Here is a 14,396-nt window from a genome sequence, read left to right as displayed (position 1 = left end):
CGGCAGAATCAATGAAGCGCATTGAATCGCTATCAGTTTCAACGCTGGATTGAAGATTGACGGAGGAGGGCTGGCCATGGACATCGAGAACACCGCGGAGCTGCGTCTGCTGATCGAATGCGCGCGAGGCGGCAGCCTGACGGCGGCGTCTCGGGAGATGGGCATCACGCCGGCGGCGGCTAGCGCGATGCTGAAGAAGCTGGAGGCGCGGCTGGGCGTGCGGCTCGCCGAACGCAGCACCCGGGCGCTGCGGCTGACCGCCGCGGGCGAGCGCCTGAGGGACTACGCACAGCGCGCGCTGGAGCTGCTCGACGAGGGCCTCGCGCTGGTGTCGGAGGGCGGCGACGAGGCGGCCGCCAAAGGCCGCGGGGCGACGGCGCTGCGCGGTCGCATCCGGGTCAGCGCGTCGAGCGACCTGACGCGGCGCATCGTGCTGCCGCTGCTGGACAGCTTCCTCGACCGGCATCCCGGCGTCGAGTTGCAGCTCAACGTCGGCGACGCGCTCCAGGACGTCGTGCGCGACGAGGTCGACCTGGCCCTGCGGTACGGCGAGCTGGCCGACTCGCGGCTGGTGGCGCGCAAGCTCCACGACGGACGCCGGCTGCTGGTGGCGTCACCGGACTACCTGAAGCGGCACGGCCGGCCGTCCCATCCCGGGGAACTCACGCAGCACGAATGCATCCGCTTCAAGATCGGCGACCGGCTGGAGCGCGAGTGGCGCTTCTGGCGACGCGATGCGATGCAGGCGGCGCCCGTGGACGTCACGGTTCAGGGCCGCCGCACGGCGGATGACGGCGGCATCGCCCATCAGTGGGCCCTCGAAGGACGGGGCCTGACCTACAAGAGCTGCCTCGACATCCGGGACAGCCTCGCCAGCGGGGCGCTGGTCGAGGTGCTGCCGGACTGGATCGGGCGGCCGATGCCGCTGCATGCGTTGATGCCCAGCCAGCGCTTCCTGCCGCAACGGCTGAAGGCGCTGGTGGATCATCTGGCGGAGGGGCTCAGGCGCTGACGCGCCTGGAGGATCCGCTCAATGCTTGTGGTCGCCGTGACCCGCGTGCGGGTCCTTGGCATCGGGCGACACGACGGGGCCAGTCCTTGCGGGGGCCTGGACCGTGACGGTCGAGCGTGACTTGTCGGCGCCTTCGAACACCAGCGTCAGCGGCACCGCGTCGCCGGTCTTCAGCGGGCCCTTCAGGTCCATCAGCATCACGTGATACCCGCCCGGCTTCAGTTCCACCGGCTTGCCCGCCGGCACTGCGAGAGCAGCCACCGGCCGCATGCGCATCACGTCGCCGTCCATCGCCATCTCATGCACCTCGGCCACGCCCGCGACCGGCGTGCTGATCGAGATCAGCTTCACGTCCGTCGGCGACTTGATCTGCATGAAGGCGCCAGTCGCCTTCTGCTGCGGGACCGTTGCGCGCACCCAGGCGTCGGCGACGACGACCTGGGCCTGGGACAGCCCGGCGGTCAGCAGCAGGGCGGGAACAACAGCCAGACGGGCGAGGGAACGGAACTTCATCGGGGCGTCCAATCCATGATTCATGACGATCCGGAAGTATCGGTCATCGTTCTTCAAGCGCGCCCATCGTGCTCAGCACCTGGCGGACGATCTCCACCCGCTTCTGGGAGAGCGCCGGGTCCGTCATGTCCATGTTGAGGGCGAAGTAGACGGGGCGCGTGTCGCGGTCCTGCTCCGCCCAGCCGACGAACCAGCCCAGGCCGGGTCTGGTGCTGTCGGCCCAGCCGGTCTTGGCATACAGGCGCCAGCCGGGACCCTGGTCGCGCAGCAGGACCTTGCGGGCGATGTCGTAGGTGCGGTCGGACAGCGGGAGCGCGCGGTCATGCACGCGGCGCAAGAACTCGATCTGGCCTACCGCCGAGATGCGCAGGTCGCCGTCGAGCCAGAAGCGGTCGCCGACCGGGCCGGCGACGGCGTTGCCGTAGCGGAAGTCGCGCACGAACTGCTGCACCGTCGGCTGGCCGACCTGCCGCGCCAGCGACTGGAACACCCATACGGCCGAGACCTTGTAGGCCGAGGCCAGCGTCTGGTCGCGGTTCCAGTCCTCGATGCGGCGCTGCGTGCCGTCCCACTTGAACGGCTGCGTCTCGTCGACGGCGGCGCCGGTCTCCAGCGCGATCAGCGACATCGGGATCTTGAAGGTCGACGCCGGCAGGAAGCCCTCGAAGGCGCGGACGCTGTCCGACGCGATCCAGCGATGCGCGCGGGTGTCGAGCACGACGAGCGTGCCCTTCGTGCCGAGCCCGGTGAAATGGCGTTGCAGTTCGGGTCGGGTCTCCCAGCGCTCGCGCTGATCGGCGGGCGTGGTCTGCGCGATCGAGGCGCGGCAGGCGGTGAGGGCGAGGCAGGCGAGCAGCGCGCTCGCCATCAGGCGGGGAAAGGACATGGCAGTCTCCTGTCGTTGAGGGATGTCGCCAGTGTGCGAAGTCCCTCCCGCAAGAGATCGTCGAAGTGCCGTTACGCCTGTTCCGCCAAGGCCCGATCCCAGCGAGTGCGGGTGGGGCCGGAATGATGTGGGGGGTTCGCGGACGTGAAGTGACCCCAAGAAGTTGGACAGTAGGAAGCTAGGCCCCCAAGGCCTGAGCTCGGTACGCCACCGGGCTCAGGCCTTTCAGCTTGAGCTTGATGCGGTGGTGGTTGTAGTAGTGGATGTAGCGGTGCAGCCCATGTCGTAGCTGCTCGACGCTGTCGAACTTGTTGAGCCGGAAGAACTCCGATTTCAGCGTTCCGAAGAAGCTCTCCATTGCCGCGTTGTCCAGGCAGTTTCCCCGACGGGACATGCTCTGAGTCAGGCCTCGCGTGGCCAGTTGCTGTCGATACCCCGGCATCTGGTACTGCCAGCCCTGGTCCGAGTGCAGCATCGGAGCTTCGTGGGCCATGAGCCGCGATAGCGCCTTCTTGAGCATGTTTCCCACCAGTGGGAAGAGCGCACGCTCGTTCATCTAGTAGGCCACGATCTCTCCGTTGAACAGGTCCATCACGGGCGACAGGTACAGCTTGTCTCCTCGGACATTGAACTCGGTCACGTCGGTCACCCATTTCTCGTTGGGCCGCTCAGCCGTGAACTGCCGGTTGAGCAGGTTGGGCATCGTGGCCATTTCGCCGCGGTAGGAACGGTACTTCTTGGGACGCACCAGCGACTTCAAGCCCAGATCCCGCATCAGGCGCTGCACCGTCTTGTGGTTGACCGCCAGACCGCTTCGTCCGAGTTCGTCAGTGATTCGGCGATAGCCATAGCGGCCCTTGTGGCGCTCGTACACAGCACGAATGCCAGCCTTCAGGCCGGCGTACCTGTCGCCGGCCTGCCGCTGCGCGGCCTGGTAGTAGAACGTGCTGCGCGGCAGACATGCGGCCAGCAAAAGCCGACGCAACAAAAACTGCGGCCTCAGCTCGAGGACGGCTTGCGCCCTTTCAGCGCAGCTTGCCGATTGGCTCGAACCAAGGCCTCTAATTTTTTTAGGTAGGCGACCTCCGTACGCAATTGCTCGTTTTCTTCGCGCAACTCTTCCAAGGAGCGCTTGTCTTCCGTCTTCTCGGGCGCGACTGGGGTGGGCTTGGGCGTTGGCATGTTCTTCGGAGGGCGACCCTGGGGTTTGGGATGAAGCGCTTGCGGGCCACCCTCATCGTACTGGCGCCGCCACAGGGCAACCACGGCACCACCCCCACGCACGTCGAACAGCATGGCCGCTTTGGTGTTGGACAGCTTCTCGCACTCGGCCCGGCGCAACAAGTCCAGCTTGAACTCCGCGCTGTAGCGCTTGCCAAGCCTGGTGCCCTCCAGCCCCGCCTTTCCATGCACGCGATAAGCCGCTATCCAGCGCCGTAGCAGCTCCTGAGCCACGCCGTACTCTGCGGCCAAGACTCTGTGGCCAGCCTCTCCCGATAGATACCGCTGAACAACTTCGAGCTTCAGACGCTCACTGTGCTTCGCCATGAAAAACACCCCATCGGTTGGATTGATGTCCAACCTTCGGGGTGCACTTCAGACGCGATGCCCCCCACGTCGTGGAGTGCCCGCGCTTGGCCTTCCGCTGTATTCGGGGCTTTCACGCCCGCCGCGACTGAGGCATCAACGCGTCGGCCTCGTCGAGATAACGCCGCCGCGCTTCTTCATCGCGCAGCTTGCGCGCCTGCAGCCTGGCCTGTCGCACCAGGTCGGTGGCACTGAAGGCATCGCCTTCATCGAGCGCGTGGCGCGCCCAGAGCAGGAGGAACGCGCAACGCTGGTCAGCGGGGATTTGCGACTGGCGCGCCCGGCAGGACGCCCAGCGCTGGGCCGCGAGGTCGCCGAAGGAGGTGGCCGGCAGGGGCAGGCCTTGCGTGGTGGCCAGCCGCTGCAGCGCCGCGAAGTCCAGACGTCCGAGCGCTGCCAGCCGGAGCAGGAAGATGGTGTTCAGCAGCGAGCTGCGTCCGAGCTGCCAGCGCGCGCAGAGCGCGTCGCTGAGCAGCAGCCAACGCAGTGCGTCTTCGATGCCGGGACCATCCGCGGGCAGCAGCTCGGCTTCGACGAGCCGGCCCAGCGCGTTGGACAGGTTGGCGGCGCAGACCTGGAGCGCATCGGGCAGCCCTGCCAGCGAGGCGCTGCGCAGCGCGTCGCCGAGGCTGGCCAGCGACTGTGTCGCGAGCGCCGCATCGCCGCGGGCGATGGCGAGGTCGCGCAGCACGATGCCGCGCAGGTTGCCGTGGTCGCAGCGCAGCGTGGAGTCGGCGGCGAGCACGTCGGGATCGACCTCGTCGAGCTTGTCCAGCGCCGGCGCCGCCTGGCCGAGGCTGCCGAACCAGTGCCAGGCCGCGAGGATGGCGACGCGGGCGCGCAGCTGGCGGCGTTCCAGACGCGGCAGGCGGCTGTTGTTGAGCGTCTGGCCGAGTTCGCGCAGTTCGTCCTGCAGCGCGGCCCAGTCGCCGAGCCGGCGCGCGATGCGGGCGCGACGCAGGCCCAGCGCGGCGGCCGCGGCGTCGTCGCCCGGCGGCACGTGCGGCGCGGCCTGCTGCAAGGCGAGGCGCGCGGGATAGAGCTCGCCGCGATCGAGCAGGTAGTCGGCGCGGGCCAGCGCCTCGGCGTAGGCCAGCGGGAGCAGCGGCGCGGCGGCCGGCGCGCGCACCGGGCGCTGCTGGCCGAGCCAGCGCGCGAGGGCCTCGCCGGTGGCGGGCTCGCCGTCGATCTCGAAGCGGCAGTCCGACAGCAAGGCGGCGTTGAGCCAGAACGGGCCGCTGCTGCGGGCGCTGGCTTCGATCAGCGTGGCCAGCGGGCCGTCGTCCAGCAGCGCGAGCGCGCGCCAGACCTGCGTGCGGTGCAGCTCGGCCATGCCGGCGATGCGCTCGCGCAGCTCCGCGCGCGAGCAGGGGCTGTCGATGCGCGCCAGGCCTTGCTCATGCGCCTGCAGCAGCGCGGCCAGCAGCCGCGGCAGCAACCGGCCGCGCAGTTCGGGCAGGCCGTCGATGCGCAGGCCCTGCGCGAGCAGCTGGATGCGATGCGAAGGCATGTCGGCACCCGCCGAGGCGGCTCCGATGGCGATGGCGGAAGCGGGGGCGAGGGCGGGGGCGGTCATTGGAGGCGCATTCTGCGCCGGGCGCTTCAGCGGTGTGACGGCATCGGCGTAACGGGCGTTACGCGGGCGGGTTACGGAGGGGCGCGTCGACACGTAACGAAACGTCGGGCCCGTGCTTTGCCTGTAGCTGTCCATCACAACTCGAGGGGACTGCCATGGTGGCAAAGAATGAGGCCTGGTATCCAGGCGAAGCCGGCGTCGGTGGGGTCGTCGCGTCCCGCGCGTCGACTTCCGCGGTGTCATGGGGCGCGGTGCTGGCCGGCGCGACGGCCGCCGCGGCGCTGTCGTTGATCCTGCTGCTGCTGGGCGCGGGGCTGGGGCTGTCCGCTGTGTCGCCCTGGGCCAACGATGGCGCGAGCGCGGCGACGCTGGGCGTGGCGGGCATCGTGTGGCTCGCGTTCACGCAACTGGCCGCGTCGGGGCTAGGCGGTTATCTCGCCGGCCGGTTGCGGGTCCGGTGGCGTGACACCGACGTGGACGAAGTCCATTTCCGCGACACGGCGCACGGGATGCTGTCCTGGGCCGTGGCCACCTTGTTCACCGCCGCCGTGCTGACCGCTTCGGTCGGTGCGATCGCGGGGATCGGCGTCAAGGGCGCGGCCGTGGCGGCCGGAACCGCGGCGACAGGGGCGGCGGCTGTGACCGCGGCCGCCGGGACTTCTGCGGATGACTCCGGCATGAAGGGCGGTTCTCCGGGAACCGCGCGGACCTCGCTGGGCAGCGGCGACTTCGGCTACTACGTGGACACGCTGCTGCGTCCCTCGGCCACGGCGACGACTTCGACACCGACCGCGGCACCTGCCGGAGCCAATCCGGCGACGCTGCGCGCCTGGCCGGATGCCTCGATGGTGCATGCGGACGAGCAGTCGTCGGCCTCGTTGAACCGCCTGCTGGTCCGCGCGCTGCGCGACGGCGGCACGCTATCGCCGGAGGACACGCAGGCCGCGTCGCAACTCGTGGCCCAGCGCACCGGCCTGTCGCAGGCCGAAGCGCAGCGACGCGTCACCGAGACGCTGCAGCGCGCCCGTGCCGAAGCACAGGCGCTCGAGACCCGTGCGCGGGAAGCCGCCGATGCCGCTCGCAAGACGGCGTTGACGACGGCCTTGTGGATGGTTGTCGCGCTGCTGATCGGCGCGTTCACCGCGAGCCTGCTGGCCACCGTCGGCGGCCGTCAGCGCGACCTCATCGACTAAGACAAGGAGAACTCACATGCGATCGTTGCTGCTCTTTTTCCTGGGTGTGCCCATTCCCATCATCATCCTGATCGCGTTGATCAGGTGAACCCTGGCCGGACCGCGCGGGCGCGGTCCGGCGCTTGCCTGGTGACGATGAAAAGGCGGTGCTCAAGCTGCAACGCTGAGCCTATTGCCGATCTTCAGGCCGGGCAGCAATACAAATCGTCCTGGACAGTCGCGCTCGCTTGCGAATCCAACATCTTCCGACGCACCGAATCGAAAGACTGGCCATTCTCGGCGGCAACGATGAGAGCGTCGGGTGAGGGACCGAAGGCCTTCACCGTGTAGAGTTTTCTAGAGTGTTCCAACGACCGGTTGAACAGCTCAGTGAGGATGTTCAGTGCGTCCGGGCGCATGAGATCGACCTTGCGGGCCTGCTCGTCGTAGGGGTAGTCGATGAACGCCAAGATCTCGGGGACGTTGCCCGGAGTGGCGTCATAGCGCTTGATGCCGATGTCACCTTTGGGCCCCATCCGCGTGACCAGCGAAGCGACCATGGACTTGGCCTCCTTTGCGGTCTGCAGCGCTTGGAGGCCGTCAGTACAGGATTTGAGCTGATTCCGCAGTTGATGGAAGCGCGTTGCCAACTCCGGCGCGAATAGCGGGCAATTGGCGAGCTTGGTATGGTCCTTGACGTACTTGGCGCAATCCTCGAAGTAGTTCGCCTTTCCTTTCAAGGTGTCTGGAATCGGGCGCCTGAAGAGCTCCGCAGCCAGTTTCTCGGCGGGCTCGTACTTCGCCATGCTCTGAACGAACACGTCGCCGCTCAGCTTGTTGGTAATGAAAGCTTCAAAGATGCTCGGGACAGGAAATGACATGCAAGTGACCGGTTGATGAGGAGGGTCCATCAGTCCTGCTCATCCTTATCCGGTTCGCCAATTCCTGGGACCGGCTCCCGTTCGTCCAGCCGGTAAGACCAACCGGCATTCAGTTCATCGGCTGAATGGCGAGCGAAGCTTCGCTGCCTATCGGTTCGCCATAAGGGCGCCACGTGTCGGGCGCGTTGGACAGCCGATCCGCGACGACCTTGAGCACGGCCGGATTCCAGACCAGACCGCAATGGCTGCCGTCGACCTCGACGTTCTCGATCATCGGATGGTCGTCGGGCTGCACGCAGGCCTGCCACGCGACGACGCCGTCGCTGCGGCTGTAGATCGAGGTCGTCGGCACCTGCGGCGCGGCGATGAGGCGCGACTTGAAGTCGTCGTCGAGCACCGGCAGCGAGCCGTTGACCCAGCGGTAGATCAGGCTGACGTTGGTCTGGGTCGCCTCGCCGGTGATGGGCGTGCCGATGGTGATGACCTGACGCACCGGCAGCGAGATGCGCTTGGCGATCTCGCGCGCGTAGATGCCGCCCAGGCTCCATCCCACCAGCGACACCGGCTGCGACTGTTCGGCGACCAGCACTTCGATGTCGGCCGCGAGCGTGTCGAGCCACAGGTCGATGTCGCCGGTCGGGCCGGTGTTGATGCCGCGACCCCAGTCGCGCGCCGCGTAGCCCAGTCCGTGGCAGAAGCCCACCAGCGGCGCGATCGACTGCGCGTCGGCCGCGAGGCCGGGGAACACGATGACGGGATGCCCGTCGCCGGGCGGGTGACCGCTGCGGTCCATCATGCGGCAGCTGGCGTATTCCATCGCGGCGCGCAGCGGTTCGATGCCGAGCAGCGCCCACGACGGGGAACAGATGACCGGTGCCGGCACGGGCACCGAGGAGGGAAGGGCGGCGATCTTCTTCATGGTCTTGGGGCCGCCTTCCGGGAGTGACCGGCGAGGTCGGCAGAAGGACAGTTGAGCCCATCTTTCCGCAAGCCGCTTTCCATGGGCATCCCCACAAGGTCGCATGTGATCGTCGGACGAGGCCTACATCCGGGGGAGATCCAGCGATCTCTCCCACCATTGACGGGAGTCAGAGGGAGACGCGGTTTTTCGGCGGCGATGAGGGCTAGGCTTTCAGTCCTCAAACGGATTTCGAAGGAGCGCGTTTCATGAGCGTCCGTTGAGAGGACGCTGGCGACGCCGGATCAATGAAAATCCCGGCTCTCCGTCCTCAGCCGCCCCAGCATCGGGGTCAGGTCTTCCAGGTGTCCGGCGATGAGGTTGCGCACGTCGCCGCTGCGCTGCCACTTGCCCTTCACCGCCATCAGCCGCGAGTGCAGCATGACGTGGCGCTGCCGCTGCCACAGCGCGCGGTGCACGATGACCTGGATGTCGCCGGTCTCGTCTTCGAGCGAGATGAAGATCGTGCCCTTGGCCGTCGCCGGCTGCTGCTTGACCGTCACGATGCCGCAACCTCGCGCTGGCCGGCCGTCGGGAAGTTCATTCAATTCCTTGGCCGACATCCAGCGCTGTTCGCGCAGCAGCGGCCGCAGCAGCGACAGCGGATGGCGGCGCAGCGTCAGGCCCAGCGACGCGTAGTCGAAGACGATCTCTTCGCCTTCCGGCGCCTGCGGCAGCGCGAGGAAATCCTCCTGCACCGGCGCCGAGGCCAGCAGCGGCGGCGGCGCGTGCTGCGCTGCCGCATCCCACATCTGCTGGCGGCGGTGCCCGCTGATGCTGGTCAGCGCATCGCCTGAGGCCAGCATCGTCATCTGCTGCTGGTTCAGCCCCGTGCGCCGCGCCAGGTCTTCCGCATCGTTGAACGGGCCGTTCCGACGCTCGCGGCAGATCAGCGCCGCCGAGGACCGCTGCAGTCCCTTGACGAGCCGCAAACCCAATCGCACCTTGACTGGCGCCGCGTCAGCCGCCAGCGCTTCTTCCGCGTCGAGGTAGGGGTCGCCGTCGTCCTCCTGGACGATGCCGTCCTCGTCCAGCGGCAACGCATCGATCGTGTCGGCGTCCGCGCCGCGCCGCGCCGGCCGGATGACGCGTCCATCCGCGCGCTCCAGCGTGCAGTCCCAGTCGCTGTACATCACGTCGGGCGGGAGCACTTCGACAGCCTCCTTGTCGACGCCCTGGCGTCTGGCCTCCTGCACCAGCTGGCTCGGCGAATAGAAACCCAGCGGCTGCGCATTCAGCAGGCCCGCGAGGAACTCGGCCGGATGATGACGCTTCAGCCAACTGCTCGTGTAGACCAGCAGCGCGAACGAGGCCGCGTGCGACTCCGGGAAGCCGTATTCCGAGAAGCCCTTGATCTGCTCGAAGATCTGCTCGGCGAAGGACACCGGGTAGTGCCGTTCCCGCATCCCGTCGATCAGCTTCTCGCGGTACTTCTCCAGACTGCCCTTGCGTTTCCAGGCGGCCATCGAGCGCCGCAGCTCGTCGGCCTCGCCGCCCGAGAACCCGGCCGCGATCATCGCGATCTGCATCACCTGCTCCTGGAACACCGGCACGCCCAGCGTGCGCTCCAGGACCGACTCCAGTCCGTGCGGATAGACGACCTGCTCGAAGCCCTGACGGCGCTGCAGATAGGGATGCACCATGCCGCCCTGGATCGGGCCGGGACGCACGATGGCGACCTCGATGACCAGGTCGTAGAACTTCTCCGGCTTCAAGCGCGGCAGCATGCTGCGCTGCGCGCGGCTCTCGATCTGGAACACGCCGATGGTCTCGGCCCGCTGGATCATGTCGTAGGTCTTCTTGTCCCCGTCCGGGATGTCCCTCAGCTCGAACGGATACCGCTGGCGCTTGCCGACGAAGTCCAGCGTCTTGCGGATCGCCGTCAGCATGCCCAGTCCAAGCACGTCGACTTTCAGCAGGCCGACGGCATCGAGATCATCCTTGTCCCACTCGATCACGGTGCGGTCCGGCATGGACGCGTTCTCCACCGGCACCATGCGCGTCAGCGGCCCGTGCGTCAGCACGAAACCGCCCGGATGCTGCGAGAGGTGCCGCGGGAAGCCCAGCAGCTCGGACGTGATCTCGACCAGCTGGCGCACCGCGAGGTTGTCGGCCTCGAGACCGGACTCCCGCAGCCGCTCCGCATCGATCGTCTGGCCGTCCCACCACTGGTGGTTGCTGCAGAGCGTGTCCAGCACCTCGGGCTCGAAACCCAGCGCCTTGCCGACATCGCGCAGCGCGCTCTTCACGCGGTAGGAGATCACCACCGCCGCCAGCGCCGCGCGTTCGCGCGTGTACTTGCGGTAGAGGTACTGGATGACCTCCTCGCGGCGTTCGTGTTCGAAGTCGATGTCGATGTCCGGCGGCTCGTTGCGTTCCTTGCTGATGAAGCGCTCGAACAGCACCTGCATCCGTTCCGGGTCGACCTCGGTGACGCCCGTGCAGAAGCAGACGATGGAGTTGGCCGCGCTGCCGCGGCCCTGGCACAGGATGCCCTGCGAGCGCGCGAAGTGGACGATGTCGGCCACCGTCAGGAAGTAGTGCTCGTAACGCAGGTCCTCGATGAGCGCGAGCTCGCGCTCGATCTGCTCGCTGGCCGAAGCCGGCACGCCCGCCGGCCATCGCCGGCCCGCACCCTCGTAGGTGATCCGTCGCAGATGGCTCGTCGGCGTCTGGCCGTCGGGCACGACCTCGGAGGGGTAGTGGTAGCGCAGCTCGGCGAGGCTGAAGTCGCAACGCGCGGCCACGTGCAGCGTCTCGGCGAGCAGGTCGGGCGGGAAGCTGAGCGCGAGGCGACCGCGGTGGCGCAGGTGGCGCTCGGCGTTGCGGTCCAGCGCCTGGCCGCAGTCGGTCAACGGCTTGCCCAGCCGGGTCGCGGTCAGCACGTCCTGCAGCGGCTTGCGGCTGCGCACATGCATCGTGGCGTCGCCGACGGCCACCAGCGGGATCGCGGTCAGCGCGCCGGCCTCGCGCAGGCGCAGCAGGCGGATCTCGTCATCGGCATGCTGCGGCTGATCGATGCCCAGCCAGCAGCGTCCGGTGAAGCGCGACAGCAGCCAGCTTGCCATCGACAGCAGTTGCGCCGGCGTCGCGTGCCGGTCCGGGCACGCGATCACGACGCAGTCGTCCAGCGTCTGCGGGCCGATGTCGGCCAGCGTGCAGCGGTAGGTGCCCTTCTCGGACGAGCGCCGCAACCGCGAGATGAACTGGCACAGGTTGCCGTAACCGTTCAGGCTGCAGGCCAGCACGACCAGCGTGAAGGGCCCCTCGTCGTCTGAGGCTGGCTCGATGAGGAACTGGCTCCCCACCAGCAACGGCATGCCGTGCTGCTTCGCGGCCACGTGCGCGCGCACCATGCCGGCCATGCTGCATTCGTCGGTGATCGCGAGCGCGGCGTAGCCGAGCTCCTTGGCCCGCACGACCAGTTCCTCCGGCCAGCTCGCTCCCTTCAGGAAACTGAAATTGCTCAGGCAGCGCAGCTCGGCGTAGTCCGGGAGGACCGAGGCGTCAGGGCGGGCAGTGTCAGGCATACATCCCGTGCAGGTACCACGCCTGCACGGCGTCCTTGTCTTCGGTCTCGTTCCCCGCTCCGGTCAGCCGTTCCTGATAGACGGCCAGCACGCCGGCGTTCTCGTTGACGGCGATCCAGTAGTCGCGGGTGACCTGGCGATGCGCCTGGGTGTCGGGGATGCGGTCCCACCAGCCGCCTTCGACGCGGTCCGGCCCCACGAGCAGTGTGAGCGGGCCCTGGTAATGCGGCCGGTGCTCGCGCACCGCCAGCCGCAGCGGCGGGTCGAGCAGGAACGCCGGCTCCGGCACGGCCGGCGCACGCACCGCCGCCTGCCGGCCCTTGCGGCGGGAGGGCGTCCGGCCGTCGCCGCAGGTCCGCCAGCGCGTCATCCATTCGGGCCGATGGTCGTCGGCGAGCACCGGCTGCAGCACGCGCTCGGGCCCGAGCCGCGCGGCGATGCGTTCCAGCGTCAGGTAGAGCGTCTCGCCGGTGCGCACCACGTCGGGCAGCAGCGAGCCGCTGTCCTCGACCAGCGACTGCACGCCGACCGCCTCCAGCCGCAGTTCGCCGACCGGCGCCAGCAGCTGGGTCTTGGCCAGGTGCTCGGCCATCAGGCGGCAGAAGTGTTCGAGCTCGCGGATCGGCTCGGCCGTGCGCACGGTGAGGCTGCCGCCTTCGCCCGCGTCCTTGGCGCGCATCGAGTCGTGGACCCAGTGCAGCGTCACGCCGGTGGCGCCGGCATGGCGCGCGGCCAGCCAGCCGCACAGCCGCATCAGCAGCGGCCGCGTGCCCATCAGGAGCGCGGGCGCATGGTCCTCGCGACTGGGCAGCTCGATGCGGGCGTGGAAGTCCTCGGGCAGGGCGACCCAGGCGTGCGCCTCGGGACGCAGTCCGTAGGCCTGGTCCAGCATGGTCAGCAGCGCCGCGCCGAAGCGTCGGCCGATGCCGCCGCGCGGCAGCGCCCGCAATTCGCCCAGCGTGTTGATGCCGGCGCGGCTCAGCGGCTCGGCGTGCTCCGCGCCGGCGCTCAGCGTCTGCAGCGGCAAGGGGTCCAGCACCGCCTGCAGCAGCCGCCCGCCGAGGTCGAGCACGCCGCAACGCGCCAGCACCAGCGCCGCGGTGGCCGACGACGCCCAGCCGATGCCGACGGCGCCGAGATCCGGCGCCTCGTCGCTCAGGCGGGCCTTGAGCGCGGGCAGGCCGCGGAACAGGCGCAGGCTGGCCTCGACCTCCATCACGACGGCGTCCTCCATCAAGGCCACGCGCGGCGTGAACTGCAGGCACCACACGGCCAGACCCGCCTGCGTCTCCGCGCACACGCCCCAGGGATGGGGCGGCGGGGCGGTCGTCGGATCCTCAAACGGTGCCGGCGGACGAGGCGGCAATACCAGGGCGACCCACAGCATGGGAGAACTCCGGGAACAGGGCGAGCGGGACGGGCTCGCTCGGGGACAGGGCATGGGCGTTGGTGGCTGCTTCGACGACCGGGACCGGCACGGGCGCCACCGGACGCATCGTGCTGGGCCGCATCACGCGCGGCGTCAGCACGCGCTCCAGCCCGCCGGGGATAGACGCCAGGCGCAACGGGGTCTCGTGCGCGGGGCCCTTGCGCTTGAGGATCTGGACGTCCAGGGCCCAGTCGACATCGATGGTCGCCAGCACCCGCAACGGGGCCGGCGACGGGTCATGGCGCGCGCCCAGAGGCCGGAACAGGAACACCGGTCCTTCGAACGACTGCGCCAGCACCTGCAGCCTTCGCAACTGCTCGGGCGCGGCCTGCGGCATCCAGGCCAGCACGGCGCCGGCGGCGTTGGACTTGATCAGCTGTTCGGCGCACCAGAGCCGCTCCGACGGCGCGCGCGCGTCGATCCAGACGAGGTGCCGTTCATCCAGCCCCAGATGCATCAGGCCGGGCAGGTGGGGACGCTTGGGCGGCCCCACCATCGCCACCGCGGCGCCGTCGGCGACGACACGTCGCAGCGCCGGCCCCGCCAGCCGCCATTCGGCCAGCGAGAACTGCGGCAGCAGCACCTCGGTCAACTGGCGCCCCGGCCAGCCGCCGCCCGGCAGTTCGGCATCGAGCGCGTCGAACCCGCTGGGCCAGACGGTGTCGGTGCCGCGACCCATCGAGTCGCCGCGCCAGATCGCTTTCGCCACGGCGGGCGGAAGGGGGGCAAGAGGGGCGGACGGGGAAGGCATGGCGGTCGTCGACTGGAGACAAAAACGCCGGTTGGAGAACCGGCGTGGAATCACTGTATTTGCATACAGTATAGGACGACGGCAGGCCCGTCCAGGGCTGT

13 protein-coding genes are annotated in these 14,396 nt (G+C 68.7%); 2 read left to right on the top strand and 11 right to left on the bottom strand.

The features are described 5' to 3' along the window. The first annotated feature begins 76 nt into the window (after positions 1-76). Positions 77-1,012, top strand: a complete 936-nt coding sequence (locus tag ABE85_RS16390) for a LysR family transcriptional regulator (RefSeq protein ID WP_067276840.1) — start codon at positions 77-79, stop codon at positions 1,010-1,012. Positions 1,013-1,030: 18 nt separating this feature from the next. Here the strand turns inward: ABE85_RS16390 and ABE85_RS16385 are convergent, their stop codons facing one another. From ABE85_RS16385 to ABE85_RS16365, 6 genes are all read right to left on the bottom strand, one after another. Then, on the bottom strand, positions 1,031-1,525 hold the full coding sequence (locus ABE85_RS16385) for a copper chaperone PCu(A)C (RefSeq protein WP_067276832.1): 495 nt from the start codon (positions 1,523-1,525) through the stop codon (positions 1,031-1,033). A gap of 43 nt (positions 1,526-1,568) precedes the next feature. Then, positions 1,569-2,411, bottom strand: coding sequence for a class D beta-lactamase (gene blaOXA, locus ABE85_RS16380; RefSeq protein ID WP_067276829.1), 843 nt, complete (start codon positions 2,409-2,411; stop codon positions 1,569-1,571). A 178-nt stretch (positions 2,412-2,589) separates the two neighbouring features. Further along, entirely contained in the window at positions 2,590-2,904 is a 315-nt protein-coding gene (locus ABE85_RS28450; RefSeq protein ID WP_231993108.1) for an IS3 family transposase, read from the bottom strand. Positions 2,905-2,967: 63 nt separating this feature from the next. Further along, entirely contained in the window at positions 2,968-3,507 is a 540-nt protein-coding gene (locus tag ABE85_RS28445; protein WP_231993312.1) for an IS3 family transposase, read from the bottom strand. Further along, positions 3,411-3,992, bottom strand: coding sequence for a helix-turn-helix domain-containing protein (locus tag ABE85_RS28440; RefSeq protein ID WP_231993107.1), 582 nt, complete (start codon positions 3,990-3,992; stop codon positions 3,411-3,413). Before ABE85_RS28440 ends, ABE85_RS28445 begins: the two co-directional genes overlap by 97 nt. 79 nt (positions 3,993-4,071) lie before the next feature. After that, on the bottom strand, positions 4,072-5,574 hold the full coding sequence (locus tag ABE85_RS16365) for a hypothetical protein (RefSeq protein WP_067276825.1): 1,503 nt from the start codon (positions 5,572-5,574) through the stop codon (positions 4,072-4,074). 155 nt (positions 5,575-5,729) lie between these two features. Between ABE85_RS16365 and ABE85_RS16360 the strand changes: the two genes are divergently transcribed. After that, entirely contained in the window at positions 5,730-6,767 is a 1,038-nt protein-coding gene (locus ABE85_RS16360) for a hypothetical protein (protein WP_067276822.1), read from the top strand. A gap of 182 nt (positions 6,768-6,949) precedes the next feature. On the opposite strand, the gene ABE85_RS16355 is transcribed toward ABE85_RS16360, so the two are convergent. The 5 genes from ABE85_RS16355 to imuA form a co-directional block, all read right to left on the bottom strand. Beyond that, positions 6,950-7,627, bottom strand: a complete 678-nt coding sequence (locus ABE85_RS16355) for a hypothetical protein (RefSeq protein ID WP_067276818.1) — start codon at positions 7,625-7,627, stop codon at positions 6,950-6,952. Between the two features lie 109 nt (positions 7,628-7,736). Next, positions 7,737-8,546, bottom strand: a complete 810-nt coding sequence (locus ABE85_RS16350) for an alpha/beta fold hydrolase (RefSeq protein WP_067276815.1) — start codon at positions 8,544-8,546, stop codon at positions 7,737-7,739. A gap of 284 nt (positions 8,547-8,830) precedes the next feature. Continuing rightward, positions 8,831-12,115 carry an error-prone DNA polymerase gene (locus ABE85_RS16345; RefSeq protein WP_067276811.1) on the bottom strand — a complete coding sequence of 1,095 codons (3,285 nt, stop codon included), beginning with the start codon at positions 12,113-12,115 and terminating at the stop codon, positions 8,831-8,833. Beyond that, entirely contained in the window at positions 12,108-13,502 is a 1,395-nt protein-coding gene (locus tag ABE85_RS16340; RefSeq protein WP_231993106.1) for a DNA polymerase Y family protein, read from the bottom strand. Before ABE85_RS16340 ends, ABE85_RS16345 begins: the two co-directional genes overlap by 8 nt. Beyond that, the gene (gene imuA, locus ABE85_RS16335) at positions 13,453-14,295 is read right to left on the bottom strand and encodes a translesion DNA synthesis-associated protein ImuA (protein WP_157522537.1); all 843 of its coding nucleotides are present in this window, start codon (positions 14,293-14,295) and stop codon (positions 13,453-13,455) included. The genes ABE85_RS16340 and imuA overlap by 50 nt, the downstream gene beginning before the upstream one ends. Positions 14,296-14,396: the final 101 nt, after the last annotated feature.

The sequence above is a fragment of the Mitsuaria sp. 7 genome, from assembly GCF_001653795.1.
GTDB lineage: Bacteria > Pseudomonadota > Gammaproteobacteria > Burkholderiales > Burkholderiaceae_C > Roseateles.
Note: the sequence above shows the minus strand (reverse complement) of the source record. Positions and strands in the feature narration are given on the sequence as shown.